Raw genomic sequence first — 26,454 nt, forward strand, 5'->3', positions numbered from 1 at the left:
AATGTTCAGATACGCACTACTCGCCTCGTCATACACGGCGGTTCTTCTCGTCGCTATGCAGGTTGAGGGGAAAGTTGTTGGTAACGACAGTATCAGAGTCGCTTTCTTCCCTAATCTGAGGCGTCTGTCTGATGGGTAGCACTGCCTGCCAGATAGATGAAACGGACCTTCGCTCATACGAGCACTGTTGTGGCTGATAGTACATGCTGGAGATTGGTGATATTCTCCCGCTACAGGAGTAAGCCCACATGTTGGAAATTAACGACTTCAACGCTATACGGATTAGTCTCGCCTCACCCCAAGATATTTTATCGTGGTCGCACGGGGAAGTTACGAAGCCTGAGACGATTAACTATCGCACGCTTAAACCCGAGCGTGATGGTCTGTTCTGCGAACGTATCTTTGGTCCAACCAAGGACTGGGAATGCTTCTGCGGTAAATACAAACGTGTACGCTACAAAGGTGTCGTCTGCGATAAATGTGGTGTCGAAGTCACTCGTTCCAAGGTGCGCCGTGAACGGATGGGGCATATCACGCTGGCTTCACCCGTCAGCCACATTTGGTTCGTAAAGGGTACGCCATCCCGGCTCGGTCTCTTGCTCGACATCTCACCGCGAAATCTGGAGCGTGTGCTCTACTTTGCCTCGTACATTATTGTCGAGGTAAAAGAAGATATGCTACAGGTCGCTCGTGAGATGATCCAAGAGGAGTACGCTGCTCGCCGCCAGAAGATTCAGAAACAGGCTGAAGAAAAACGGATCGAGTTGAGCACTCAACTGACGCAAGACCTCGGCGGTATGGAAACGGCGCAACGCAGCGCACAGCGCCAGATCGAAGAGGAATATCACCGTCTTCGTGATGAGGTTGCCAGCGAAGCTGAACAACTGCGTGAGCGTTTGGAGGAGCTGAGTGGCACGCTGGCCGACGAAGATATTATCTTCCGTGGCGTGACGATTGTTGAAGAGGGTGAACTCATCAACGAGCGCACGCTTGATCAGCTCGATGAATTGGTCGAGCAAGAGTTTGATGTCCTCGAAGAGCGCCGCCGTCGTGATCTGGCCGATGCTGAGATGCTCACCGACGCCGAACGCGAGCGCAAGGCGTATGAGGCTACTCAAGAGCAAGAGCGACTGCAAGAGCGTCTCCAGCGCGAACTCGATAATCTGATGCGCGAGGAGAAAGAAAAGCTCGAACAGCTCAATAACCTCAAGGTTGGCCGTATTATCAATGAAACCGAATACCGTCAGTTGCGCGAGATCGCTCCTGGCGTCTTCCGCGCTGATATGGGCGCAGGTGCGATTCGAGAGTTGATCGAGAAGACCGTCAACCTCGATAAGCTGGCCGAAGAGTTACAGGCCGAAATTCAATCCTCACAGGGTCAGCGACGCAAGAAGGCGACCAAGCGCTTGCGCGTCGTCGAAGCGTTCCGTAAAAGTGGCAATCGCCCTGAATGGATGATCCTTACCGTGCTGCCGGTGATCCCTCCCGATCTGCGCCCAATGGTGCAGCTCGACGGTGGCCGTTTCGCGACAAGCGATCTGAACGATCTTTATCGCCGTGTCATTAACCGCAATAACCGGCTAAAGCGGCTGATTGAACTCAATGCACCGGAAATCATTGTGCGCAACGAGAAGCGCATGCTGCAAGAAGCAGTTGATGCGCTGATCGATAATGGCCGTCGCGGTCGAGCAGTGAGCGGCAAAGGCAAGCACCGCCTCAAGAGCCTGAGTGATATGCTCAAGGGGAAGCAGGGCCGCTTCCGCCAGAATCTGCTCGGCAAGCGCGTCGATTACTCTGGTCGCTCGGTCATTGTGGTCGGGCCAAATCTGCAACTGCATCAGTGTGGTTTGCCCAAGAAGATGGCCCTTGAGCTGTTTAAGCCCTTTGTGATGCGTCGCCTCGTCGAACGCGGTGTTGCCCACAACATCAAGAATGCCAAACGCGCCGTTGAGCGTGTTCGCCCTGAAGTCTGGGATGCGCTCGAAGAGGTGATTAAAGACTATCTCGTCTTGCTCAACCGGGCGCCTTCGTTGCACCGTCTCTCGATTCAGGCGTTTGAGGCGAAATTGATCGAAGGCTCGGCAATTCAACTTCATCCACTCGTTTGTGCCGCGTTTAACGCCGACTTCGACGGTGACCAGATGGCGGTGCACGTACCACTCTCGCGGAAGGCGCAGGAGGAAGCGCGAACCCGTATGCTGAGCAAATATAATTTGCTCAGTCCTGCCCACGGCGAACCGATTATTACTCCCTCGCAAGACATCGTGTTGGGTTGTTATTATCTGACGATGGTCCGCGACGGTGCAAAAGGGTCGGGCAAGCGCTTTACTTCTATCGATGAGGCAATGCTGGCCTACGAGAAGCACCTGATCGATATCCAGGCCCCGATCTGGGTACGAATGAATGGTACGATCTCTGGCAAAAGCGACCGTCCGGTACGCGAACTGCCACCAGCCGCTGATGGCACTCCGCGTATCTTGATTGAAACGACAATTGGGCGTATCTTGCTCAACAACGAGCTGCAACCGCCGCTCCGTTTCCGCAATCGCTTGATCGATAAGAAAGGTCTTAAAGAGATCATTGCCGATTGCTATCAGTACTACACGAACTTGCGTAACCTGAACGAATCCCAGCTCAATGAAGTCCGTGCCTCGCACGGTAATAAGCACGTTCAGGAACTGGCTCGTATCTATGGTTCTGAAATGACGGCCCAACAGGCTGACCGGATCAAGGCCCTTGGCTTCCGCTATGCGACGTTGGGTGGTATGACTATCGCTATCGATGACATCGAAGTGCCGGCCAAGAAGTACGATATTGTCCGTGAAGCCGAGCAACTGGTAGCCGATGTCGAAAAGCAGTTCCGCCGTGGTCTGATTACCGAAGAAGAACGCTACCAGGAAATCGTGCGAATCTGGCAGGAAGCCACCAAGCAGACTATTAACGCAGTCAAAGAAAATCTGAACCCCTTTGGGCCGGTGGCAATGATGTCTACCTCTGGTGCACGTGGTAACATCAACCAGATTTCACAAATGGCCGGTATGCGTGGTTTGATGTCTGATCCTACCGGTCGGATTATCGAGCTGCCGATTAAAGCGAACTTCCGTGAAGGTCTCTCGGTGCTCGACTACTTCGTTTCAACCCACGGTGGCCGGAAGGGTCTGGCCGACACAGCGCTTCGTACTGCCGATGCCGGTTATCTGACCCGCCGATTGGTTGATGTAGCGCAGGATGTGATCATCACCATCGAGGATTGCGGTACCGAAGAAGGCCTGTGGCTCCATAGCGCTGATGATGGCGAGCTGATGGAGAAGCTCCAGGTACGTATGTTGGGTCGTATCCTGGCTGCGCCAATCTATCACAAAGAGACAGGTGAGCTTATTGCCGACCGCAATACCGAAATTGATGAGGAATTAGCCGCTGCTATTATCGCCAGTGGCCAAGAGTCGGTCTTTGTGCGCTCACCGCTGAGTTGCCAGGCAGAACACGGGCTGTGTCGGCTCTGCTATGGTCGTAACCTGGCTACTGGGAAACTGGTTGAAATCGGTGAGGCCGTTGGTATCATCGCTGCGCAGTCGATTGGTGAACCGGGTACCCAGCTCACGTTGCGTACCTTCCATACCGGTGGTGTTGCTTCAGCCGATGACATTACCCAGGGTTTGCCCCGTGTCCAGGAAATTTTTGAGGCGCGGGTACCGAAAGGGAAAGCCCTGCTGGCCGAAATTGATGGTGTGGCCCAGATTATCCGTGATGAAGAAGGGGTACGCACCATTCGGATTGTCTCAACCGATGTCTATACGGATGAATATCCGTTGGGTCGTGGCTTTAGCCCAACCATCAGCAACGAGAGTGAAGTCTACGAAGGACAGGTGATCGCTGAAGGGCCGGGTGGTGCTCAGATTGTGACACGCCTGACCGGGAAAGCGTTCATTCAGGGTGACCGGATTATCGTTAGCCAGGAAGATCGCCAGGAGCGCGAGCTGGTTGTGCCTCACAACGCTCGTATCAGAATTGAAAACGGTGAGCGGGTGATGGCCGGTCAGCAATTGACCGATGGCAGCGCAAACCCTCAAGAATTGCTCGAGCTGCAAGGCCGTGAAGCTGTGCAGCGCTATCTGGTCAATGAAGCCCAGAAGGTTTACCGCTCGCAGGGTGTGAACATCAATGACAAGCACATCGAAGTCATTGTGCGTCAGATGCTGCGTCGGGTGCGGATTGAGGATCCGGGTGACACCGGTCTCTTACCGGGTGAGCTGATTGACAGCGGTGAATTCCGCCGTCTTAACAACGATATTGTCAGTCAAGGTGGTGATCCGGCAACCGCTTCTACCGTGTTGCTCGGTATTACGAAGGCGTCACTCAATACCGATAGTTTCCTGGCCGCTGCCTCATTCCAAGAGACGACACGGGTTTTGACCGATGCTGCCATTCAAGGGAAGGTTGATTACCTGCGTGGGCTGAAAGAGAATGTCGTTATCGGTAAACTGATCCCAGCCGGTACCGGTATCGAGAAGCGGCTTGAACGCCCCCACGAGGATCTGATCAGCGAAATGGCCCGTATGCTCGAAGAGGCGCAACGCGCAGAAGCGGCTCAGGCAGAAAGCCAGCGTGCGGCTACTCTGCCAACACCAAACGGTAAGACAACACCGGAAAGCGAAACCGATGCTTTGTTGCGGGCACGGCTTGAAGAGTTGCTGTCCGGTGACAATGATCAAGACGAGGCTGACCAGGAAGATGCAGATCACCCAACATTCTAGTTTGTTTCACAGGAGGGGCGGGTATCATACCCGCCCCTTATCCGTGTTCGCACGTTCCTCACTTTATGAGAGTGAGACCAATCTTTCCCGCCAGTTATCTGGTGCAACTCTTCCTTTTTCTCCCGTTTTGAAAGCAGAAGCATCTTGATACTGCCAACATAGGATGAGTCGACGCAGACAAGGTGGCTATGATGCCCGATCTGTGTGTTTACCCGCGTATAAAATGATTACTTGCACTACAATCGGCTACATGCGCTACTGTAGATACGGAATGCTGCTATGACGTTCTTGTTGTGCAGAAATCTGATACCAGCATGCAAACGCTGTTTACTTCGATCCACAACTGGCTGCAACTCGAATGGCGTGCACTCCGTGTACCGATCCTCTGGATAGCGGTAGGGTTTCTTGTTGCTATTGCCACCCTCTCTGCCCAGTTTTCCTATCAATACGTCATTGATGTTGGTTATGAAGAGGGTATCGGGAATGCCGATCTCCCCTTCCTGAATGATTTCAACACCCCTGAAGAGAGTAGGAATGGTCATTTTCGCTGGACAGGTGGCGACTCTAAAATCTTCTTACCCGCTCTGGGTGTCCGGCCAACTCTGATCGAGCTACGCTGGCTCCCGATCGGTGAATCCATCCGCCCGCAGGTTTCAGATAGCTATCAGGTGTGGGTTGATGAGCTCCTGATCACCGAATCACCGGTTTGGTCCAGCGGGAGCCGACAATGGTTCATCTTACCGGCCACCGTGGATGGTCACTTACGTATCAGGATTGTCAGTAATGTCTTTCAGCCAGCCCAAGACCCCCGTCAGCTCGGTCTTCCACTTGAACGGATCGTTATTGCTAGCGTTCCTGGCGGCTGGGTTTGGCCAGCATTGCCTCCGCTTGTAGGATGGATCGGAGCAGTCATCCTCGGTTGGCTCATCCTTTTCCGTACCATCCATAAATGGGCTGGCTGGGGCTTGGTGATCGGGCTGACAGCGATAAGTCTTGCAATCATCCTTGATCCGGTACGGTGGGCTTTCGGTGCCGAAGCCGCAGTGGCTGCATTAGCACTTACCTATGTTCTTACGCTGGCAGTGCAGTTTGGTCTACGGCGGTTGCCAATTGATCATCATGTCAAGTCGCCACTGAGCGCTATCATTGCCATTGCCTTTGCTACCCGCATCGCTGGACGCTTCTACCCGGCTAGTATGCCCGGCGATATTGGCTTTCACACCAACCGTTTTCACGAAGCACTCGGTGGACTGATCACGATTGTTTCAAAGAATCGCGGAATTGATTTTCCCTATCCGCCGGGGCCATACTTACTCCTCGCACCACTGCGCGTATTGGGCATCGAAACGTCTCTGCTCTTGCAGATCGGTGCTGCGTTGGCCGATAGTCTTAGCCCGTTGCTCATCTACGTCATTGCTCGCCGTGTTTTGCCTCCACGGCCGGCATTACTGGCTGCGGCAATCTATGTGTTTACTGCTGCCACCTATCTGACCACGTGGTGGTCGTTCAATACCCACATCATCACGCAAAGCCTCTACCTGCTTTTGATTTGGGCGATTATCAGGGCTTGGGAAGATTGGCAAGCCGACCAATACTACCGGGAATGGGTTTTCGGGCTGGCCGCCATCAGCGCTATGGTGTTCCTCGGCCATTTTGGCTTCCTTATAAGTAGTGGCGTGCTCTTAGGGTTACTACTCGCGATCGTTTGGATTGCCCATCGCACAGGAGTGGCTTGGGCACGCCGGGTTTGTCTCCCCTTCACCGTTGCAATCGTTGTTGGGGCCACGTTTGCGATCCTCTTTTTCTACAGTTCGTATGTGCCAATGTTTTTCTCACAACTTGAAACAGCTCGAACTGGTGGCCTAACTGCCGTTGCCGGACGAGCACCGATCAGTCGGGAAAGGCTTTGGCAAACACTCTGGCAAGCCGGCCTGATTGCACACTACGGTTTCTTCCCAATTCCACTTGCACTGGGTGGTCTCTGGTTACTGCAACGTCAGCAAGGCTGGCACATAACGTTGATACTCATGGTTCTCAGTTTCGGTGTAGCTCTCGTCTTCGCCACCCTCCCCTTCATCACCCAAATCTCCAATAGTCCACGCTACCTGATGGCACTCGGTTGGGTCATTGCCGTGGGAAGTGCAGCGGCTTGCGATGCACTCTGGCATCGGGGAAAGATCGAACGGCTTGCCATCATCGGGGTAGGTCTGCTCGTACTCGCCAACACCATATGGTACTGGCTCACCCCGATGTTCTGGCGAGTGCGTCCACCGGAGCCATTCTGATGACGGGCAGGCGGGAATGTGACCAGGGGAGAATAGCAGCGGGCAACCGTTGGAAGAGCAAGACGCTTGGGTCGCGATCAATGCCTTTTTCTGCTTAGAGACAGAATCTGGTATCATTGCCGTATCAGCCCTTTGGGAAGCATAGGAGTGTGCTTATGGTCACTGCCTTCGTATTTATTACCTGCGAACCACGACGGATCAGCGACATAGCCCAGGAAATTGCCGAGCTACCTAACGTTGCCGAAGTATATTCGGTTACGGGCGACTACGACATCATTGCCGTTCTGCGCGTGAATGCCTACGAATCACTTGACGATGCCGTACCAGGTGGGATTGCTCGCATCGATGGTGTGCGGCACACCACGACAGTTTTGGCTTTCCGCCGTTATTCACGACGTGATCTCGAAGCTGGTTTTGATATTGGATTGTCGTAACAGTAACGAGTTCTCGTTCCGTCGTGGCCAATCGGGTTTGACAAAGCCCGAAGCCAATGTTATACTGCGTAACTGCTGCGAAGAAGTACGCAGCAACAGCTTTGTGCGCCATGCGGCCCACTTCTAAGGCGCAGTGGCATACTGCGACCAGATCTTTGGGCCAGTTATTATTTTGTCTATAAGCGGTTAATTAGCATAGGCCGGTTTGAAGGAGAGCATTACATGCCGACCATTAACCAACTTGTTCGGAAGCCGCGCAAGCCGGTGGTGAAGAAGACGAAAGCCCCGGCCCTGCGCTTCACCTACAACTCGCTGAAGGGGAAGCTGACTCGCGGCCGCGGATCACCACAAAAGCGCGGCGTCTGCACAAAGGTGACGACAATGACGCCGAAGAAGCCAAACTCGGCGCTGCGCAAGATCGCCCGCGTGCGGCTCTCCAACGGCCTTGAGGTGACGGCATACATCCCTGGTGAAGGTCATAATTTGCAAGAACACTCAGTGGTTCTGATTCGCGGTGGTCGTGTGAAAGACTTGCCCGGCGTGCGTTACCATATCGTCCGTGGTACCCTTGACACCCAGGGCGTCAGTGGGCGCAAGCAGGGTCGCAGCAAGTATGGTACCAAGAAGAATCAGCCGGTCGGTAAAGGTGCTGCTGCCGGTAAGGGCGGTAAGAAGTAGAAGAGGTGCGTTATGCCCCGTCGTGGCAATGTTGAGCGGCGACCAATTCCACCTGACGCGCGCTACAATAGCGTTCTCGTACAAAAATTTATTAATAAGGTGATGGAGCGCGGCAAGAAGAGTCTTGCCGAGCGAATCGTGTATCAGGCACTTGATCTGGCTGCGGCACGACTCAAGAAGCCGCAGATGGAGATTTTTGAGCAAGCAATTCGCAACGCCAGTCCTTCAATCGAGGTTAAGCCGAAACGGGTTGGTGGTGCGACGTATCAGGTGCCGGTCGAAGTTAAGAGCGATCGGCGCTATTCGCTGGCGATGCGGTGGTTGATTATGTCAGCTCGTGCTCGTACCGGTAAGCCAATGGTCGAGCGCCTCGCGGCTGAATTGATCGACGCTTATAATAATACTGGTGCTACTATCAAGCGTAAAGAAGATGTTCATCGGATGGCGGAAGCTAATCGTGCTTTCGCTCACTATGGCCGTCTGTAGAACCGGCTATCGGCATAAGAGTAAATGGCGACCAGTGGTTGCCTCACGTTAGGAGTGTGTGACGGGTATGCCACGTCAGATCGAACTCGACAAGGTACGCAATATCGGCATTATCGCCCATATTGACGCGGGTAAAACCACGACGACCGAGCGGATTCTGTTTTACACAGGCCGCACGTATAAGATCGGCGAGGTTCATGAAGGAACCGCGACAATGGACTGGATGCCGCAGGAGCAAGAGCGCGGTATTACGATTACTGCTGCTGCCACGACTGCTTCCTGGCGCCTGGACGGCGTAGAGTATCGGATTAATATCATTGATACTCCCGGTCACGTCGACTTTACCGTAGAGGTGGAACGCTCATTGCGCGTGCTCGATGGCGGCGTCGTCGTGTTCGACGGCGTGGCTGGTGTTGAACCTCAGTCTGAGACCGTTTGGCGACAGGCTGATAAGTACAACGTGCCGCGTATCTGTTTTGTAAACAAGATGGATCGCGTCGGCGCGAGCTTCGAGCGCTGCGTGCAGATGATTAAAGATCGCCTCGGCGCCAAACCGGCGATTATTCAGTTGCCCATCGGGGTCGAAGATACGTTCCGCGGAACGATCGACCTCTTCAAGATGAAGGCAACAATTTATTACGATGAGCTGGGTAAGGATATTCGCGAAGAGGAGATTCCGCCAGAGTTGCTCCCCGCTGCCGAGAAAGCTCGCAATGAATTGGTTGAGATGATCGCTGAGACCGACGATGAGTTGACTCTGCTCTATCTCGAAGGGCAAGAATTGACCGTCGAAGAGCTGAAGCGGGGGTTGCGCAAGGCAACGATCGAACGGAAGTTGGTACCAGTACTTTGTGGCGCTGCTTTGCGTAACAAGGGTGTCCAAAAGCTGCTCGATGCGATTGTGGAATTCTTGCCGTCGCCTCTCGACCGGCCGGCAATTACCGGTACGTTGCCCGGTCAGGTAATGGGTGATGAAGGCGTAGAGGTTATCACCCGCCCAGTGAGCGATGATGCGCCGTTTACGGCTCTGGTCTTCAAGATTGTCGCCGATCCCTATGTCGGTAAGCTGGCTTACTTCCGCGTTTACGCCGGTAAGATTACGAAGGGTTCTTACGTGCTGAATTCAACGCGAAACCAGCGTGAACGCCTTGGCCGTCTCCTGCGCATGCACGCCAATCATCGTGAAGATATTGAAGAGGTATACACGGGCGAAATTGCCGCTATGGTGGGCCCTAAGAACTCGTATACCGGCGATACGATTTGCGATCCCGATCATCCTATCGTGCTTGAAAGCATTCGCTTCCCAGAGCCGGTGATCGAGTTGGCAGTTGAGCCAAAGACCAAGGCTGACCAGGACAAGATGTCGATTGCGCTCAGCCGCCTTGCCGAAGAGGATCCTACCTTCCGCGTGTATACCGATCCTGAGACCGGCCAGACTATTATCAAAGGGATGGGTGAGCTGCACCTTGAGGTGATCCTTGACCGTATGCGCCGTGAGTATAAGGTTGAGGCCAATCAGGGCAAGCCCCAGGTTTCGTACCGCGAAACCATTACCATCCCAGTTGATCAAGAGACTCGCTTCGTACGCCAGACCGGTGGTAAGGGTCAGTACGGTCATGTGAAAATCAGGTTTGAACCCTTGCCGCCTGGTAGTGGGTTTGAGTTTGTCAATGCTATCGTCGGTGGCGTGATCCCGAAAGAGTACATTCCTGCCGTTGAACAGGGCTTGCGCGAGGCGATGCAGACCGGTGTTATCGCCGGTTACCCGGTGGTTGATATTAAGGCAACGTTGTACGACGGTTCATACCACGAAGTTGACTCGTCGGAAATGGCCTTTAAGATTGCGGCCTCGATGTGTCTCAAAGATGCCGTTCGCCGTGGTAAGCCACAACTGCTCGAACCGATTATGAAGGTCGAGACGGTTACTCCAGAAGAGTTCCTTGGTACGGTGATTGGTGATTTCAACTCACGCCGCGGTCGCATCGAGGGTATGGAAGCTCGTGGGAATGCGCAGGTGGTACGCGCCTATGTACCGCTGGCAAATATGTTCGGTTACATGACCGACCTTCGCTCGGCAACGCAGGGTCGTGCTACGTCGTCGATGGAATTTGATCATTACGAGCCGTTGCCCGAAGCGCTGGCGAAGGAAATTATCGAAAAGCGTAGTACGAATTAGCAAGGAGAGAGTGGGACGAACGCGGCGAGCGCTCGTTCCTTCACTGCGACGATGGAGCTACGCCTGTTGACGCCACCGCCTTGGGCTGATTATGAGTTAATCGACTCGGGTCACGGGGCGAAGTTGGAACGATTTGGTCCCTACCTGTTGGCTCGACCGGAAACGCAGGCGATCTGGACGCCGCATCTGCCGGAGTCTGAGTGGCAACGAGCTGATGCTACCTTTCGTCGCATTCGTGGTGAAGAGGGGCCGGGTGAGTGGTATCAACGTCAACCTTTGCCTGAACGTTGGTCAATGAATGCCCATGGGGTGCGTTGCTGGGTACGTCTGACACCGTTTCGTCATACCGGTGTTTTCCCGGAGCATAGCGCACATTGGAATTGGCTGGCCAGTCAGGTGCAACGTCGCTCGCAACCACGCGCCTTGGTCTTATTTGGCTACACCGGGTTGAGTAGTTTACATCTGGCTCGCTACGGTGCCCATGTGACGCACGTCGATGCTTCTAAGCCTGCTGTGCGTTGGGCACAGGAAAACCAGGTTTTAGCTGATCTGGCAGATCGTCCGATCCGATGGCTGATCGATGATGTCGGGAAGTTTGTAGCGCGTGAGCTGCGACGTGGTAATCGTTATGATCTGATTTTACTCGACCCACCGGTATTTGGGCGAGGTCCTAACGGTGAAATCTGGCGCTTGCACGAACAACTACCACAATTGCTGGCTCAATGTGCGCGCCTGTTGAATAGGCAACCGCTGGGAGTGTTAGTATGTGCCTACGCAACCACAATTTCGGCGTTGACCATCGGTAATCTCCTCGCAGAAACGATGGCTTCGTTTGATGGCTATCTGAGTGCGGGTGAGCTGGCAATTCCGGAACGCACAACCCGGCGTCTACTGCCAACAGCTATCTACGCTGCCTGGTCTGATCGGGAAATAGCCATTTCTGGCTGATAGAGAATAGTATAGTGAAGATCGCGCATAAACGCGGAGGTACAACACAATGGCCAAACAAAAATTCGAGCGGACGAAACCGCACGTCAATGTCGGCACCATCGGTCACGTAGACCACGGTAAGACGACGTTGACCGCTGCAATCACCAAGGTGCTGTCACTCAAGGGCGCGGCCCAGTTTATGGCCTACGACCAGATTGACAACGCACCCGAAGAGCGTGCCCGTGGCATTACCATCGCCATTCGCCACGTCGAGTATCAGACCGAGAAACGCCACTACGCGCACGTGGACTGTCCTGGTCACGCCGACTATATCAAGAATATGATTACCGGCGCAGCGCAGATGGACGGTGCCATCCTGGTAGTAAGCGCGCCCGATGGCCCGATGCCCCAAACCCGCGAGCACATCCTGCTCGCCCGCCAGGTGCAGGTACCGGCCATCGTGGTGTTCCTCAACAAGGTCGATATGATGGACGACCCCGAGCTGCTGGAGCTGGTCGAGCTGGAGTTGCGCGAGCTGCTCAGCAAGTACGGGTTTCCGGGCGATGAGATTCCGATTATCCGCGGGAGCGCCCGCAATGCGCTGGAAAGCCCGAGCCAGGACATCAACGCGCCGGAGTATGCCTGTATCCTGGAGCTGATGAAGGCGGTCGATGAGTACATTCCGACGCCGCAGCGGGCGATTGACCAGCCGTTCCTGATGCCGATAGAAGACGTGTTCGGGATTAAGGGGCGTGGAACGGTGGTGACCGGGCGGATCGAGCGCGGGAAGGTGAAGGTCGGCGATACGGTCGAGATTGTGGGCATGACCGACGAAGCGCCCCGCCGCACGGTGGTGACGGGGGTGGAGATGTTCCAGAAGACGCTTGATGAAGGGATTGCTGGCGACAACGTCGGCTGTCTGTTGCGGGGGATTGAGCGCAACGAGGTTGAGCGCGGGCAGGTGTTGTGCGCGCCTGGGAGCATCAAGCCGCACAAGAAGTTTGAGGCGCAGGTGTACGTGTTGAAGAAGGAAGAGGGTGGACGGCACACGCCGTTCTTCTCGGGCTACCGGCCGCAGTTCTACATTCGGACGACCGACGTGACGGGGGCGATTAGCTTACCGGCGGGGATGGAGATGGTGATGCCAGGCGACAACGTGGTGATGACCATCGACCTGATCGTGCCGGTGGCGATTGAAGAGGGATTGCGCTTCGCCATCCGCGAGGGTGGTCGCACCGTCGGTGCCGGTGTCGTAACCAAGATTCTTGATTAGTAGATAGGAAACCGATGGCGGGGGCGTGGGTGTATGCCACGTCCCTGTTGATTGGAGAATAAAGATGGCTAAGCAAAAGGTTCGAATTCGCCTAAAGGCGTATGATCATAAGATCCTCGATCAATCTGCGCGTCAGATTGTCGAGGCTGCTGAACGGACAGGTGCCCTTGTTGCTGGTCCCGTTCCGCTCCCGACAAAAATCGAGCGTTACAGCGTAATACGCTCGGGTTTTATTGATAAGGACTCGCAAGAGCAGTTTGAGATTCGGACCCATAAGCGGCTCATCGATGTACTCGATCCAAGCCAGCAGACAATCAACGCGCTGATGAAGCTCAATCTGCCGGCTGGTGTCGATATTGAAATTAAGTTGTAGAAGAAAATGATGCGCGACACCACTCTATCGACAACTTCACCCTTGGTCAAAAGGAGTGATGTGCGCTAAAAAGGCAGCCGCTGCGCGAAGACGCATGCTGCGGAGGTGTATCCATGATTCACGGATTGTTAGGTCGTAAAATCGGGATGATGCAATACTTCACCAAGGAAGGCATGGCCATTCCAGTGACAGTCATTGCCGCTGGTCCTTGCATCGTCACGCAAATCCGCACCCCTGAGCGTGATGGCTACAGTGCGGTACAGCTCGGTTACGAAGAGGTCGAGTCACGCAAGCTGACTAAGCCTCAGCAAGGGCATCTGAAGGCTTCAGGTGGCAAGATGTTACGCATTCTGCGCGAGTTCAGCGCCGATGACCCTCTGGCCCATAAGCCAGGTGAAGTCGTGACAGTTGAGCTGTTCCGACCAGGTCAAAAAGTTGACATCTCTGGTACCTCAAAGGGGCGCGGCTTTGCCGGTGTTGTGAAGCGACATGGGTTCCGGGGTGGTCCGAAGACCCACGGTCAGAGTGATCGTCATCGTGCTCCTGGTTCGATTGGTGCAGGTACGACGCCGGGTCGTGTGTGGAAGGGTCAGCGCATGGCTGGTCGAATGGGTGGCACGCGGGTTACCATCCAGAATCTGGAGGTGGTTGAGGTGCTTCCCGAACAGAATTTGCTACTGGTGAAGGGCTCCGTTCCTGGCGCCCGCAATGGCCTGCTTCAGATCCGCAAAGCGGTGAAGGGCTAGAGGAGTAAAACGATGCAGGCAACGCTCTATAATCAGGCCGGCGAACAGGTGGGCGCCATTGAAGTGAGTGATTACATCTTTGGCATTGAGCCGAACGTAGCGGTCATGCATCAATACGTTGTGATGCAACAGGCCAATGCCCGCCTCGGCACGCATAATACACGTGGACGCGGTGAGGTAAAGGGTTCGACCCGCAAGCTCTATCGGCAAAAGGGGACTGGACGTGCCCGTCAGGGTTCGATCCGCGCTCCACACCACAAAGGTGGTGGCGTGGCTCATGGCCCGCATCCGCGTTCGTATCGTGTCTCAATGCCACGGAAGATGCGTCGGCTCGGTGTCCGCTCAGCTTTGTCGGCAAAATTCGCCGCCGATCAGATTCGCTTTGTCGATGAGCTGACGTTCCCCCAGCCGCGGACGAAGGATTTTGTCGCTTTTCTGAAGGCCCACGGCCTCGCTGATAAGAAGACACTAGTCGTGATCGATAGCAAGAGTCCGGCGAATGAGAATCTGCGCCGCTCGGCTAACAATTTACCCCAAGTAAAAACGTTGCTGGCCCATTACCTCAATGTGCGCGATCTTCTGGTTTATGATCATATTGTGATGCCGAAGGCAGCCGTTGAGGTGGTGGAAAGCTACCTTGGCGAGCGTTCTCGCACAGCAGCGCCGGCGCAGGAGGAGTAACCATGCTGACGCCGTATGATATTTTGATCCGCCCGCTGATTACCGAGAAGAACACCAGCCTCATGGAACTCAATAAATATACGTTTGAGGTTCATCGTGAGGCAACAAAGCCGCAGATTAAGCATGCGGTCGAGACAATCTTCAACGTGCGGGTGACAAAGGTGCATACGATGAATGTGCGCGGGAAGCTGCGCCGCCGTGGCCGTTCGGTCGGTTATACCCGCGATTGGAAGAAGGCCATTGTGACCCTTGCTGAAGGCGATCGGATCGAGATCTTCGGATCATAGGTCACTACTGCAATGAAAGTAGTGACCGGCGACGATTCGCACTGAAGAGTCGTTGCCGATGGAGGGAGCAAGACGATGGGAGTTCGTATCTACAAACCAACCTCGGCCGGTCGCCGCAATATGTCGGTTTCGACCTTCGAGGAAATTACAAAAAAGCGGCCTGAGCCGCGCTTGATTGAGCCGCTACGCAAGAAAGCTGGCCGGAATAATCAGGGCCGAATCACGGTGCGTCATCGTGGTGGCGGTCACAAGCGCTTTTACCGAATTATTGACTTTAAGCGCAATAAGTTTGGTATCCCGGCGAAGGTTCAGGCGATTGAGTACGATCCAAACCGTACTGCGCGGATCGCATTGCTGGCTTACGCCGATGGTGAGAAGCGCTACATTATCGCTCCGCTTGGCCTGAAAGTCGGCGATACCGTTATGAGCGGTCCAGATGCCGAAATCCGCGTAGGTAATGCACTGCCGCTCAGTGCGATTCCGCTCGGTACTCAGATTCACAACATCGAACTTGAGATTGGGCGCGGTGGCGTGCTGGTACGTTCGGCTGGTACCGCCGCTCAATTGATGGCCAAAGAGGGTAACTACGCTACGGTTCGTATGCCCTCTGGTGAAATGCGCCTTATCCATCTGCGCTGTATGGCTACCATTGGCCAGGTTGGGAACGTTGATCACCAGAATATCCGGCTCGGCAAAGCTGGCCGCTCACGCTGGCTCGGCCGCCGTCCGCGCGTGCGTGGCGCTGCGATGAACCCGCGTGACCATCCCCATGGTGGTGGCGAGGGCCGTGCACCACGCGGTATGAGTACGCCAAAGACGAAGTGGGGTAAGCCGGCACGTGGCGTTAAGACTCGTCATAATCCGCGCTTTGATCGCTTCATTGTTCGCCGGCGTAAGTAACATTGCCCTGTGTCGGGCGGCCACTGTTGTCGCCCGACGTGCCTGTGAGGAGGAACTATGTCCCGCTCGTCAAAGAAGGGGCCATACGTCGATATTAAGTTGCTCGAGAAAATTGAGGCTATGAACAAGGCCAATGAGAAGCGGGTTATCCGAACCTGGTCGCGCGACTCGACCATCTTCCCGCAGATGATTGGTCACACCATTGCAGTCCACGATGGCCGCCGCCATGTGCCTGTTTACATCACCGAAAACATGGTCGGTCACAAGCTGGGAGAGTTCGCACCTACCCGCTTCTTTCGCGGCCACGGTGGCAAAAAAGCCGATAAGCGCGGGAAAGTCAAGTAGCTCCCGCTGTTAGACCTGATTGCATCTTCCCAAAAACGTGGTACAATGACACGCTTGTGGTGATGCGTCGGGTAGCGATACGAGAAAAAACAATGGAAGCAAAAGCAGTTACCCGCTATGTGCGAATCTCGCCATTGAAGGTTCGCCTCGTGATGGATGTGGTGCGCGGTATGGATGTAGACCGTGCGCTGGCAACGCTTCGGTATATGCCGCAGAAGGCAGCCCGAGAAGTCGCCCGCACGATCAAGTCGGCCGCTGCAAACGCAGAGCACAACTTTCAAATGGATCGCGAATCGCTGTATATCAAGGCAATCTATGCCGATCAAGGCCCGGTCTTGAAGCGGTTTATGCCGCGTGCACGCGGGATGGCGAATCGCATCCGCAAACCAACTACCCATATCACTGTGGTAGTTGCTGACAGGTCGGAGTACTAGTAGAGGGAGGCTCGCTTGGGGCGCAAAGTACATCCGATTGGCTTTCGGCTCGGTTACATCAAGGACTGGCAGTCGAAGTGGTTCGCTGAAGGCGAGGAATATACTCGCCAGCTCCACGAAGACATCGAGCTGCGGAAGCTAATTAGTAAGGAATTGCAAAGCGCTGGCGTGTCGCGGATCGAGATCGAGCGTTCAGCAAACAAGATCGAGATCTCGGTGTACACAGCTAAGCCCGGTATTGTGATCGGGAAACGCGGCACGAATGTTGACACGTTGAAGAGTGCATTGGAGCGCAAGACCGGGAAGAAGATCAAGCTCAATATCAAGGAGATCCATCAACCGGAACTTGATGCTCAGTTGGTTGCTGAGAGCATTGGTGAACAGATTACCAGGCGCGTGAGCTACAAGCGTGCAATGAAGCAGGCTGTGCAGCGCGCAATGCGACTCGGGGCCTTGGGAGTGAAAGTGCGTTGTTCAGGTCGCCTCGGTGGAGCCGAGATGGCGCGCGTTCACGAAGAGGCCGAGGGTCGTGTGCCGCGCCATACGCTGCGGGCCGATATCGATTATGCCCAGGTACACGCCCATACCACCTACGGTCGGATTGGCGTGAAGGTCTGGATTTACAAGGGAGACGTCTTCCCCAACCAGGCTGCCAAGGCACCGGTCGAGCAGGCAGCAGCCGCGCCTACACCTACGCCCGCGCCCGAACGGCGTGAACGTCAGCCGAGGAGGAATAGCAATGCTTCTGCCTAAGCGCACGAAGTACCGCAAAATGCAGAAAGGGCGCAGCCATGGCCTCTCGTATCGCGGCAACAATGTCGTGTTCGGTGAATATGGCCTGATGGCACTCGAACCGAGCTGGATCTCCAGCCGTCAGATTGAAGCTGCCCGTCGTGCAATTACCAACTACGTCAAGCGTGGTGGAAAGGTCTGGATTCGTATTTTTCCAGATAAACCGATCACCCGCAAACCGGCCGAAACCCGTATGGGTGGTGGTAAGGGTTCTGTCGATCACTGGGTTGCCGTTGTGAAACCCGGCCGTATCATGTTTGAACTGGCCGGCGTTCGCGAAGATGTAGCTCAGGAAGCCCTGCGTCGTGCCGCGCAGAAGTTACCGATCAAGTGCAAAATTATCGATCGGGAAGAGCAGGGTACGATGGCAGCAACTGGGGAGGTGAGCAGTGAAAGCGAGTGAACTGCGCGCCCTCGATGATGCACAGTTGCGCGAGAAATTGGCTGAATATAAGGTTGAGTTGTTTAATCTGCGCTTCCAGAAAGCAACTGGAAAGTTGACCAATACAGCCCGACCACGGCAGGTCAAAAAAGAGATAGCGCGCATCTTAACCATCCTGCGTGAACGTGAGTTGGCGCAGGCTGAGCTCGGCTAATCAGAGATGGAGCAGAGCATGATGACTGCAGAGCAAAAGCGCAAAACGACAAAGGTGGGTCGCGTCGTTAGCGATAAAATGGATAAGACGGTGGTGGTCGCGGTAGATTATCTCAAGCCGCATCCCCTTTACCGTAAGATTATTCGACGAACGAAGAAATTTCACGCCCACGATGAACATAATGAGTGCAAAGTGGGTGATACGGTGCGGATCGAAGAGACCCGTCCGCTCAGCCGCACAAAGCGCTGGCGGGTCGTGGAAATTGTGAAACGTGGCGAGGAGGAGTAGCCATGATCCAGCCTCAGACACGGCTGAAGGTTGCCGATAATACCGGGGCGAAAGAGATCATGTGCATCCGGGTCCTCGGAGGTTCACGGGTGCGCTACGGTCGAGTTGGCGACATCATTGTTGCCTCGGTAAAGGTTGCTACACCCGGTGGTCAGGTGAAGAAGGGTGATGTTGTCAAGGCGGTAATCATCCGCACGGCAAAGGAATACGGCCGACCTGACGGATCGCACATCCGCTTTGATGACAATGCGGCGGTGCTGATTGGGAAAGAGAACAACCCACGCGGCACGCGCATCTTTGGCCCGGTGGCCCGTGAGTTGCGCGAGAAGCAGTTTATGCGGATCGTGTCGCTCGCCCCGGAGGTGCTGTGATGCATGTGAAAACTGGTGACGAGGTGTTGGTTATTGCCGGCAAAGATAAGGGGCGTCGTGGCAAGATTAAACGCGCCTTGCCGGCAGAGAACCGTGTTGTTGTCGAAGGGATTAATATCGTCAAGCGGCACCAGAAGCCGCGTGGCCCTGGTCGCCCTGGCGGTATTATCGAGATGGAAGCGCCACTTCATGCATCGAATGTGATGCTGATCTGTCCGAGCTGCGGTCGGGCGTCACGTACCGGTAAGCGCTTCCTGGAAGAAACCGATCATAAAGGCCGTCCGCGCAAGGTGCGCTATTGTAAGGCATGTGACGCCATTATCGATAAGTAGTCTGTTCACAGGGCCGGCACAAGAGATGTCTGCTGCCAAGCCCCTGGAGAAAACGCTATGACCGTTCGATTACGTGAAAAGTATCAAAAAGAGGTTGTCCCTGCCTTGATGGAGGAGTTTAAGTTCAAGTCCATCATGCAGGTGCCACGTCTCGTCAAAATTGTGGTAAATGTTGGTGTCGGCGAGGCGGTTCAGAATGCGAAGGCTATCGAGGCTGCGGTAAATGACGTTGCTACCATCACCGGGCAGAAGCCGGTCGTGACACGGGCCAAGAAGTCTGTAGCATCGTTTAAGCTGCGTGCCGGGATGCCTATTGGGGTGATGGTAACCCTGCGCGGTGACCGCATGTACGACTTTTTAGATCGGCTCTGCTCGCTGGCGCTGCCGCGCATCCGTGATTTTCGTGGTGTGAGCCGCAGCTCGTTCGATGGGCGCGGCAATTACAGTCTGGGATTGCGTGAGCAGATTGTCTTCCCAGACATTGATTACGATAAGATCGACAAGATTCGTGGTTTAGAGGTGGCAATTGTCACCAGTGCGCCGAATGATGAGCAGGCTTATTCCTTGCTGAAACGTCTCGGCATGCCATTTCGTGATTAGTTTGAACTAAGAGCGCAGGACGCTGACTGGTTCAACGCATTTTGAGGAGGTAATCCTTTGGCTAAGAAGTCGTGGATTGTAAGGGCCCAGCGGCCGCCGAAATTCAAAGTTCGTGCGTACAACCGCTGTAAAATCTGCGGTCGCTCACGAGCGTATATTCGTAAGTTCGGGATGTGCCGCATTTGCTTCCGCGAACATGCATTAAAGGGCCTCATTCCGGGCGTCGTAAAGGCAAGTTGGTGAGTGCTGTGCGGCAAGCGAGTGATGCTGACGCCCGCGATCGTTGAGGAGGCATACCGTGAGTGTCAATGATCCTATCGGCGATATGCTGACACGCATTCGTAATGCGTGTATGGCCCGCCATACAACTGTAACAATTCCGGCATCGAAGATGAAGATCGCGATTGCCGATATTCTGAAACGTGAAGGATTTATTCGGGATTACACTGTAATCGATGATGGCAAGCCGTACAAGACCATCTCGATTACGCTGAAGTATATGCCTGATCGTCGGCCGGCTATCACCGGCTTGCGACGGGTCAGTAAGCCGGGGCTGCGAATTTATACCAAGCGCGCTGACATTCCACGAGTGCGCGGTGGTCTCGGGCTGAGCATTCTTTCGACGCCGAAGGGTGTGCTTGCCGATCACGAGGCTTGGCGCGAGCGTGTCGGCGGCGAGGTACTCTGCTACGTTTGGTAACGCGCACGGAGGAGTATCATGTCGCGAATCGGAAAACGACCAATTACCGTGCCAAAGGGGGTTCAGGTTACCATCGGCGAGCAGAATCTCGTGACGGTAAAAGGCCCCAAGGGGACGCTAAGCCAGAGATTGCATCCTGATATGATTATTCGTCAGGAAGGCGATGTCATTACCGTTCAGCGTCCTTCTGATGGGAAGTTGCATCGCGCTTTGCACGGTTTGACCCGTACCCTGATCTACAATATGGTGGTTGGGGTTACCCAGGGCTGGCAACGAGCGCTCGAAATCAACGGCGTTGGGTATCGTGCTCAGCTCGAAGGAAAAACGCTCGTGCTCAATCTGGGTTTTTCACACCCGGTACGTATCGAGCCGCCACCGAACATTAGCTACATTGTCGGTGAACGTAAGTCGGCAAACGATCCGTTGTCGCTGACGATCGTTGGTATCGATAAACAACAGGTCGGCGAAGAGGCAGCCCGAATTCGTAGTCTGCGTCCGCCTGAGCCGTATAAGGGTAAGGGCATTAAGTACGTTGAAGAGAAGATCCGCCGCAAGGCTGGTAAGGCTGGTAAGGCGAAATAGTTGGTTGGGCTGCGGCTGCTATGCCGTAGCCTGCACCCCTAGCGAGCGGTAGGGGATACAATCTCTATCGCGACAGTATTTGAGGATCGTATGGGACAGCGAACACCACGTGAACTCCGGCTTCGCCGGCATCGTCGCATCCGAAAGCGGGTTTTTGGTACGCCTGAACGACCACGCCTGAACGTCTTTCGGAGCCACGTCCATATTTATGCGCAAGTAATTGATGATACTGTTGGTCACACGCTCGTTGCCGCTTCAACGAACGAAAAAGGGTGGACCGGCAGTCCAGAGTTGACCAAAACCCAAGAGGCGGCACTGGTTGGTAAGCTGATTGCCGAACGAGCGTTACAGGCTGGGATTACGAAGGTGGTCTTCGATCGCGGTGGCTATAAGTATCACGGACGAGTGAAGGCGCTGGCCGAGGCGGCCCGCGAAGCTGGTCTGAACTTCTAGTTGCCTAAGGGCAGCGTAGCGGAGGAACTGTGAAACGAGAACGTATCAACCCCGACACGCTGGAGCTCGAGGAGCGAGTCGTCCAGATCAACCGCGTGTCAAAGGTCGTGAAGGGCGGCCGGCGTTTTAGCTTCAGCACGGTCGTTGTCGTTGGTGATGGCAAAGGCCACGTTGGTATTGGCATGGGGAAGGCGGCAGAAGTGCCGGACGCTATTCGCAAGGGAGCTGAGGCCGCAAAACGGAATCTGATTCGCGTGCCCCTTGTTCATGCGACGATTCCCCATGAGGTCACTACAAAGTTTGCTGCAACTAAGGTGATGCTACGGCCGGCAGCACCCGGTACCGGCGTTATTGCAGGTCGCGGTGTGCGTCCGGTGGTGGAAGCAGCCGGGATTAAAGACTTGCTCTCTAAAGTCTACGGTAGCAATAACCCGGTGAATGTGGTGAAGGCAACCTTTAAGGCGTTAAGCGAGATGACCTCGCTCCAGGAAATGGCTCGTCGGCGTGATATGACGCCGCAAGAGCTGATGGAGCGCCGGAGACGACGGGAAACGGAGGCAGCATAATGGCAAAGCTGCGCGTGACCTATGTGAAGAGCGCAATCGGCTATGCGCGTGACCAGAAAGCAACGCTGGCCGCGCTCGGCTTGCGCCGGTTGAATCAGAGTGTACTCAAACCTGATACTCCATCGGTGCGGGGGATGCTGTTTAAGATTCAGCACCTCGTAAAGGTGGAGGAGGTTGAGGACGAGGTGCAGGCATGAAACTTCACGATTTACGTCCCCCTAAAGGTGCGCATCGAGAGCGCAAGCGGATCGGTCGCGGCCATGGTTCAGGGAAAGTCAAGACTGGCGGTAAAGGTATGATGGGGCAGAAAGCCCGCAGTGGACCTGGTCCGTATCGTACCTTTGAAGGTGGTCAGAACCGTCTGGTCAAGCGTATGCCCTTTAAGCGCGGATTTGTTAATAAATTCCGCGTCGAATATGAAGTGGTAAATGTTGGTAGTCTGGCCGATTGGCCAACCGAGGTTGAGGTAACTCCAGAGACCTTGCTGGCCCGCCGTCTGGTGCGCCGCAAGCGGATGCCGGTCAAGATCCTCGGCGACGGTGAGCTGAACCAACCGTTGACAATTAAAGCTCATAAGTTCTCGGCAAGTGCGCGACAAAAGATTGAGGCTGCCGGTGGGAAGGCGATTGATCTCCCTTGGATTGTCGAACGCCACTCACGCTCGCGCGGCCCCAATCCCAGTATGCGCAACGCTCGCCAGGTTCAAGCGTAATTGGTCAGAGCGGCGAGAACCCTCGTGTTCTCGCCGCTGACAGGAAGTACTATCATGCTACAGGCTGTACTTCGTGCTATTCAGTTGCCAGATCTACGGCGCCGCATCCTCTTCACCTTGGGGATGTTGTTTCTGTTTCGCCTGATCGCGCACATCCCGGTACCAAATGTTAATCCGGCGACGCTCAATCAGTTGCGACAGGCACTGGCTACGAATCAACTGGCACAGTTGCTGAATATCTTTGCCGGTGGGGCGTTAGAAAATTTTTCGGTTGCGGCAATGGGGGTCTATCCGTATATCACGGCCCAAATTATTATGCAGTTGCTGCAACCGTTGATCCCGGCACTTCAGGAATTGCAAAAAGAGGGTGAGCAGGGACGCCTGCGTCTAAATCGCTATCAGTTGTGGCTGACGATTCCACTTGCTTATTTGCAGGCCTACGGTCAGACGCTGACACTCGAACGGTCGATCAATCCGAACAACGATCCAGCATTATCGTTATTCCGCACGCCATTTGACCTGGGCGCAAATTTCCTGCCTACGTTCACCGTGCTGACCACGATGGTCGCCGGTACAATGCTGTTGATCTGGCTCGGCGAACAAATCAACGAGCGCGGGATCGGCAATGGTATCTCGATCATCATCTTTGGTGGAATTGTCTCACGTCTGCCAAGATTGATCATTCAAGGTTTCCAGATCAGTCAGGCTGGTGACTTCAGCACCATTCTTGGCCTGATCGGCTTTATTGCAATTGCCATCCTGACAATTGTTGGTATCGTGCTGGTACAAGAAGGACAGCGTCGTATTCGTGTTCAGTATGCCCGCCGAGTTCGTGGCAATAAAGTGTACGGTGGTCAGAGCAGCTTTATCCCGCTCAAGGTGAACTCTGCCGGGATGATCCCTCTGATCTTCGCCCAAAGCATCATCATCTTCCCCGGCATTGTAGCATCGTGGTTCTACCGTCCCGGTGCGGAAGGAATTGGCAATGCCATTGCTGGTTTCTTTTACAACACCTTTAATCCGACGGGTCAGGGTGGTGGTATTGTCTATATGACTCTGCTCTTCCTGTTGACGGTTGGCTTTACCTACTTCTACACTGTTGTGATCTTTACGCAACAGGACCTGGCAGAAAATCTGCAACGGAATGGTGGTTTTATTCCTGGTATTCGGCCCGGGAAGAAAACGGAAGAGTACCTGATGAAAGTACTGAATCGCATCACTCTGGCAGGTGCACTCTTCCTGGGGTTGATCGCTGTCCTACCGTTTATCACGCAGTCGATTACCGGTGTACAAATCGGTCTGGGGAGTACTGCGCTTTTGATTGTGGTCGGTGTGGCTGTCGATACCATGCGTCAACTTGAAGCGCAGTTGATCATGCGAGACTACGAGGGATTTCTGAGCCGCTGATCGCTGCACACAAACGAAAAAAGTGTAGTACAATGGGAATTGTTGCTCGCCGGCGTACCGGTTGGGCAGCGTCTTTGTGAGACAGGCAGATGGTCTACCGTGCATACGATCATGTACGGTTTTGAAGTTGAGCGAGCGCCGAGTCATGACCAATGTAATCTTACTAGGACCGCCGGGCGCCGGCAAAGGAACGCAGGCCAAGACCCTCGCCGACCGCACAGGGTTGACCCATGTTGCGAGTGGTGATCTCTTTCGTGCCGCGCTGCGCGAAGGAACGGAACTGGGGATGCTGGCTAAGTCCTATATGGATCGGGGGGAGTTGGTACCCGATGAAGTCGTGATTCGCATGATCCTCGAACGCATTCGCCAACCCGATTGTGCAGCGGGGGTCATCTTCGATGGGTTTCCCCGAACCCGGGAACAGGCGCGAGCCCTGGAAGAGGCGCTCGCCGTTCATAACTCACGGATCGATGCCGTCCTCTTCCTGGCCGTACCACAAGATGTGCTGCTGCGCCGAATTGCCGGTCGGCAGACGTGCCGCACCTGTGGCGCGATTTTCAACATTTACTATTTCCCGTCACACCGACCGGGTGTCTGTGACGCCTGCGGCGGCAGACTCTATCAGCGAAGCGACGACTCGATTGAAACGGCGCAGCACCGATTGGATGTCTATTTTGCCCAAACGATGCCGTTGATCGAATACTATCAGCGGCAGGGCATTCTCCATGAGATCGATGGCCAACGCGAGATCGCGCTCGTGACAGAGGCAATGTTGAAGGCGCTGAGTCCATATTTGGCTCCGGCGCAGCCGTAGGTTAGGAGGGGTATGTCAAAAAAGAAAGATGTCATCGAGATGGAAGGTACCATCACGGAACCATTACCAAATGCAATGTTCCGGGTGCAGCTCGATAACGGGCACGAAGTACTGGCTCACATCTCGGGCAAGATGCGTATGAATTACATTCGCATCTTAAAAGGTGACCGGGTTCTGGTTGAATTGTCGCCGTATGACCTGACCCGGGGGCGGATTACGTATCGATATAAGTAGGGGGCGCGACGCAGCACGGCGGCGTCCGCCGCCGCAAGGAGGCTGAAATGAAAGTGCGAGCGTCGGTAAAGCCGCGCTGCGAATATTGCAAGGTGATTAAGCGCAAGGGCGTGATTCGGGTGATCTGCTCGCGCACACCAAAGCATAAACAGCGGCAAGGCTAACAACAGGTAACGAGTATCTGTTATCAGGGACAAGCGATCTGTTCTCGCCAGCCTTGTCGGAGCTGGCCGAGTACATCAGGAGCGAAGAGGACTGGCATGGCACGTATCGCCGGGGTTGATATTCCCCGCAACAAGAAGATCGAAATTGCGATCACTTACATCTATGGTATTGGTCGCTCAAACGGCATGGACATTCTGCGTAAAGCGAATGTAAACCCCGAACGCCGGGTGCGTGACCTGACCGAAGAAGAGATAGGCCGTATTCGCGAGATTATTGACCGCGAGTATCGGGTTGAAGGTGATTTGCGCCGTGAGGTGCAGTTGAACATTAAGCGCTTGATGGATATCGGCTGTTATCGTGGGCTCCGTCATCGCCGTGGTATGCCGGTGCGTGGGCAACGTACCCGTACCAATGCGCGTACCCGGCGTGGCCGTCGCGGTCAGGCGATCGGTATCAAGAAGAAGGCCGTAAAGAAGTAGTTGTAATAAGGAGTGAGGCATGCCCGCTAAGGGAAAAACGACCACTACGACACGCCAACGCGGCAAACGCCGTGAGCGTAAGAACGTGCCACGGGGTCAGGCCCATATCCAGAGCACGTTCAACAATACGATTGTAACTATTACCGATCCCCAGGGCGCTGTCGTCTGCTGGTCAAGTGCTGGTCAGAGTGGATTTAAGGGATCACGGAAGAGCACACCCTACGCTGCTCAAGTGGCAGCAGAAAATGCTGCTCGGAAGGCAATGGAAAACGGTATGCGCTCGGTTGAGGTCTTTGTTAAAGGACCTGGCGCCGGCCGTGAGGCTGCTATTCGCGCTTTGCAGGCTGCTGGTTTGCAGATTACTGCCATTACCGACGTAACACCGATTCCACATAATGGTTGCCGACCGCCAAAACGTCGGCGTGTGTAGGAGCGTGTGCGGTTTCATCGTTGGTGTGGTTGAATGATACAACTGAATGTACGCTGTGAGACGACCACAATTGGAACCGGAGGGATTATTCCCGGACGCCCGTTGTGGTAGTGTGTCTGCTCAATTGCAGCACCGGCGCCCATCTCACAGT

General features: G+C 54.7%; 35 protein-coding genes. All 35 read left to right on the plus strand.

The genetic code is table 11. The annotated features are described in order from the left end of the window. The first annotated feature begins 248 nt into the window (after window positions 1–248). The 35 genes from rpoC (at window position 249) to rpsK (ending at window position 26,303) form a co-directional block, all read left to right on the plus strand. Window positions 249–4,754 carry a DNA-directed RNA polymerase subunit beta' gene (gene rpoC, locus JE47_RS0102330; RefSeq protein WP_031458219.1) on the plus strand — a complete coding sequence of 1,502 codons (4,506 nt, stop codon included), beginning with the start codon at window positions 249–251 and terminating at the stop codon, window positions 4,752–4,754. Between the two features lie 314 nt (window positions 4,755–5,068). Further along, window positions 5,069–7,039, plus strand: coding sequence for a glycosyltransferase family 39 protein (locus JE47_RS0102335; RefSeq protein WP_031458220.1), 1,971 nt, complete (start codon window positions 5,069–5,071; stop codon window positions 7,037–7,039). A gap of 155 nt (window positions 7,040–7,194) precedes the next feature. After that, complete coding sequence (locus JE47_RS0102340) at window positions 7,195–7,473, plus strand: Lrp/AsnC family transcriptional regulator (protein ID WP_028457723.1); 279 nt, start codon at window positions 7,195–7,197, stop codon at window positions 7,471–7,473. Window positions 7,474–7,695: 222 nt separating this feature from the next. Next, window positions 7,696–8,151, plus strand: a complete 456-nt coding sequence (gene rpsL / locus JE47_RS0102345) for a 30S ribosomal protein S12 (RefSeq protein WP_031458221.1) — start codon at window positions 7,696–7,698, stop codon at window positions 8,149–8,151. Between the two features lie 12 nt (window positions 8,152–8,163). Beyond that, a complete protein-coding gene (rpsG, locus tag JE47_RS0102350) occupies window positions 8,164–8,637 on the plus strand; it encodes a 30S ribosomal protein S7 (RefSeq protein ID WP_028457721.1) in 474 nt (157 codons plus the stop codon). A gap of 67 nt (window positions 8,638–8,704) precedes the next feature. Beyond that, window positions 8,705–10,813, plus strand: a complete 2,109-nt coding sequence (fusA, locus tag JE47_RS0102355; protein WP_031458222.1) for an elongation factor G — start codon at window positions 8,705–8,707, stop codon at window positions 10,811–10,813. A gap of 51 nt (window positions 10,814–10,864) precedes the next feature. Continuing rightward, window positions 10,865–11,761, plus strand: a complete 897-nt coding sequence (locus tag JE47_RS0102360) for a class I SAM-dependent methyltransferase (protein ID WP_031458223.1) — start codon at window positions 10,865–10,867, stop codon at window positions 11,759–11,761. Between the two features lie 49 nt (window positions 11,762–11,810). Further along, window positions 11,811–13,016 (plus strand): elongation factor Tu, encoded by a 1,206-nt coding sequence (tuf, locus tag JE47_RS0102365; RefSeq protein ID WP_031458224.1) that lies wholly within the window; start codon window positions 11,811–11,813, stop codon window positions 13,014–13,016. A gap of 64 nt (window positions 13,017–13,080) precedes the next feature. Continuing rightward, window positions 13,081–13,389 carry a 30S ribosomal protein S10 gene (gene rpsJ, locus JE47_RS0102370; protein WP_012258230.1) on the plus strand — a complete coding sequence of 103 codons (309 nt, stop codon included), beginning with the start codon at window positions 13,081–13,083 and terminating at the stop codon, window positions 13,387–13,389. A gap of 113 nt (window positions 13,390–13,502) precedes the next feature. After that, the gene (rplC, locus tag JE47_RS0102375) at window positions 13,503–14,135 is read left to right on the plus strand and encodes a 50S ribosomal protein L3 (protein WP_031458225.1); all 633 of its coding nucleotides are present in this window, start codon (window positions 13,503–13,505) and stop codon (window positions 14,133–14,135) included. A 12-nt stretch (window positions 14,136–14,147) separates the two neighbouring features. Then, complete coding sequence (gene rplD / locus JE47_RS0102380; RefSeq protein WP_031458226.1) at window positions 14,148–14,816, plus strand: 50S ribosomal protein L4; 669 nt, start codon at window positions 14,148–14,150, stop codon at window positions 14,814–14,816. Between the two features lie 2 nt (window positions 14,817–14,818). Beyond that, window positions 14,819–15,103, plus strand: coding sequence for a 50S ribosomal protein L23 (rplW, locus tag JE47_RS0102385; RefSeq protein ID WP_031458227.1), 285 nt, complete (start codon window positions 14,819–14,821; stop codon window positions 15,101–15,103). A gap of 75 nt (window positions 15,104–15,178) precedes the next feature. Beyond that, window positions 15,179–16,003, plus strand: coding sequence for a 50S ribosomal protein L2 (gene rplB / locus JE47_RS0102390; protein WP_031458228.1), 825 nt, complete (start codon window positions 15,179–15,181; stop codon window positions 16,001–16,003). A gap of 57 nt (window positions 16,004–16,060) precedes the next feature. Next, complete coding sequence (gene rpsS, locus JE47_RS0102395; RefSeq protein WP_031458229.1) at window positions 16,061–16,348, plus strand: 30S ribosomal protein S19; 288 nt, start codon at window positions 16,061–16,063, stop codon at window positions 16,346–16,348. Window positions 16,349–16,440: 92 nt separating this feature from the next. Next, complete coding sequence (rplV, locus tag JE47_RS0102400) at window positions 16,441–16,782, plus strand: 50S ribosomal protein L22 (RefSeq protein ID WP_028457712.1); 342 nt, start codon at window positions 16,441–16,443, stop codon at window positions 16,780–16,782. A 15-nt stretch (window positions 16,783–16,797) separates the two neighbouring features. Further along, on the plus strand, window positions 16,798–17,535 hold the full coding sequence (rpsC, locus tag JE47_RS0102405) for a 30S ribosomal protein S3 (RefSeq protein WP_031458230.1): 738 nt from the start codon (window positions 16,798–16,800) through the stop codon (window positions 17,533–17,535). Further along, window positions 17,522–17,977, plus strand: a complete 456-nt coding sequence (rplP, locus tag JE47_RS0102410) for a 50S ribosomal protein L16 (protein WP_031458231.1) — start codon at window positions 17,522–17,524, stop codon at window positions 17,975–17,977. Before rpsC ends, rplP begins: the two co-directional genes overlap by 14 nt. After that, the gene (gene rpmC / locus JE47_RS0102415) at window positions 17,964–18,170 is read left to right on the plus strand and encodes a 50S ribosomal protein L29 (RefSeq protein ID WP_028457709.1); all 207 of its coding nucleotides are present in this window, start codon (window positions 17,964–17,966) and stop codon (window positions 18,168–18,170) included. Before rplP ends, rpmC begins: the two co-directional genes overlap by 14 nt. Window positions 18,171–18,188: 18 nt before the next feature. Beyond that, window positions 18,189–18,458 carry a 30S ribosomal protein S17 gene (rpsQ, locus tag JE47_RS0102420; RefSeq protein ID WP_028457708.1) on the plus strand — a complete coding sequence of 90 codons (270 nt, stop codon included), beginning with the start codon at window positions 18,189–18,191 and terminating at the stop codon, window positions 18,456–18,458. 2 nt (window positions 18,459–18,460) lie between these two features. Beyond that, window positions 18,461–18,829, plus strand: coding sequence for a 50S ribosomal protein L14 (gene rplN / locus JE47_RS0102425; RefSeq protein WP_012258241.1), 369 nt, complete (start codon window positions 18,461–18,463; stop codon window positions 18,827–18,829). Continuing rightward, a complete protein-coding gene (gene rplX / locus JE47_RS0102430; protein ID WP_028457707.1) occupies window positions 18,829–19,161 on the plus strand; it encodes a 50S ribosomal protein L24 in 333 nt (110 codons plus the stop codon). The genes rplN and rplX overlap by 1 nt, the downstream gene beginning before the upstream one ends. A 57-nt stretch (window positions 19,162–19,218) precedes the next feature. Continuing rightward, window positions 19,219–19,761: a 50S ribosomal protein L5 gene (rplE, locus tag JE47_RS0102435; RefSeq protein ID WP_028457706.1), complete on the plus strand. Its 543-nt coding sequence runs from the start codon at window positions 19,219–19,221 to the stop codon at window positions 19,759–19,761. A 57-nt stretch (window positions 19,762–19,818) separates the two neighbouring features. Next, window positions 19,819–20,004: a type Z 30S ribosomal protein S14 gene (locus tag JE47_RS21200; RefSeq protein ID WP_081909979.1), complete on the plus strand. Its 186-nt coding sequence runs from the start codon at window positions 19,819–19,821 to the stop codon at window positions 20,002–20,004. A 55-nt stretch (window positions 20,005–20,059) separates the two neighbouring features. Then, entirely contained in the window at window positions 20,060–20,461 is a 402-nt protein-coding gene (gene rpsH, locus JE47_RS0102440) for a 30S ribosomal protein S8 (RefSeq protein WP_031458232.1), read from the plus strand. A gap of 18 nt (window positions 20,462–20,479) precedes the next feature. Continuing rightward, window positions 20,480–21,043: a 50S ribosomal protein L6 gene (gene rplF / locus JE47_RS0102445; RefSeq protein WP_031458233.1), complete on the plus strand. Its 564-nt coding sequence runs from the start codon at window positions 20,480–20,482 to the stop codon at window positions 21,041–21,043. Between the two features lie 90 nt (window positions 21,044–21,133). Continuing rightward, complete coding sequence (gene rplR, locus JE47_RS0102450) at window positions 21,134–21,496, plus strand: 50S ribosomal protein L18 (protein ID WP_031458234.1); 363 nt, start codon at window positions 21,134–21,136, stop codon at window positions 21,494–21,496. A 29-nt stretch (window positions 21,497–21,525) separates the two neighbouring features. Continuing rightward, window positions 21,526–22,062: a 30S ribosomal protein S5 gene (gene rpsE, locus JE47_RS0102455; protein WP_028457702.1), complete on the plus strand. Its 537-nt coding sequence runs from the start codon at window positions 21,526–21,528 to the stop codon at window positions 22,060–22,062. After that, a complete protein-coding gene (rpmD, locus tag JE47_RS0102460; protein WP_031458235.1) occupies window positions 22,062–22,259 on the plus strand; it encodes a 50S ribosomal protein L30 in 198 nt (65 codons plus the stop codon). Before rpsE ends, rpmD begins: the two co-directional genes overlap by 1 nt. After that, window positions 22,256–22,774: a 50S ribosomal protein L15 gene (gene rplO / locus JE47_RS0102465; RefSeq protein ID WP_031458236.1), complete on the plus strand. Its 519-nt coding sequence runs from the start codon at window positions 22,256–22,258 to the stop codon at window positions 22,772–22,774. Before rpmD ends, rplO begins: the two co-directional genes overlap by 4 nt. Window positions 22,775–22,828: 54 nt before the next feature. Next, window positions 22,829–24,181 carry a preprotein translocase subunit SecY gene (secY, locus tag JE47_RS0102470; protein WP_031458237.1) on the plus strand — a complete coding sequence of 451 codons (1,353 nt, stop codon included), beginning with the start codon at window positions 22,829–22,831 and terminating at the stop codon, window positions 24,179–24,181. A gap of 145 nt (window positions 24,182–24,326) precedes the next feature. Then, window positions 24,327–24,995 (plus strand): adenylate kinase, encoded by a 669-nt coding sequence (locus tag JE47_RS0102475; RefSeq protein ID WP_031458238.1) that lies wholly within the window; start codon window positions 24,327–24,329, stop codon window positions 24,993–24,995. Window positions 24,996–25,007: 12 nt separating this feature from the next. Then, window positions 25,008–25,229 carry a translation initiation factor IF-1 gene (gene infA, locus JE47_RS0102480; protein WP_012258253.1) on the plus strand — a complete coding sequence of 74 codons (222 nt, stop codon included), beginning with the start codon at window positions 25,008–25,010 and terminating at the stop codon, window positions 25,227–25,229. A gap of 47 nt (window positions 25,230–25,276) precedes the next feature. Continuing rightward, window positions 25,277–25,393 carry a 50S ribosomal protein L36 gene (rpmJ, locus tag JE47_RS21205; RefSeq protein ID WP_012258254.1) on the plus strand — a complete coding sequence of 39 codons (117 nt, stop codon included), beginning with the start codon at window positions 25,277–25,279 and terminating at the stop codon, window positions 25,391–25,393. 96 nt (window positions 25,394–25,489) lie between these two features. Continuing rightward, entirely contained in the window at window positions 25,490–25,873 is a 384-nt protein-coding gene (rpsM, locus tag JE47_RS0102485) for a 30S ribosomal protein S13 (RefSeq protein ID WP_031458239.1), read from the plus strand. A gap of 19 nt (window positions 25,874–25,892) precedes the next feature. Continuing rightward, window positions 25,893–26,303 carry a 30S ribosomal protein S11 gene (rpsK, locus tag JE47_RS0102490; RefSeq protein ID WP_028457696.1) on the plus strand — a complete coding sequence of 137 codons (411 nt, stop codon included), beginning with the start codon at window positions 25,893–25,895 and terminating at the stop codon, window positions 26,301–26,303. The last annotated feature ends 151 nt before the right edge of the window (window positions 26,304–26,454 follow it).

The organism is Chloroflexus sp. MS-G (genome assembly GCF_000735195.1).
Classification (GTDB): Bacteria; Chloroflexota; Chloroflexia; order Chloroflexales; family Chloroflexaceae; genus Chloroflexus.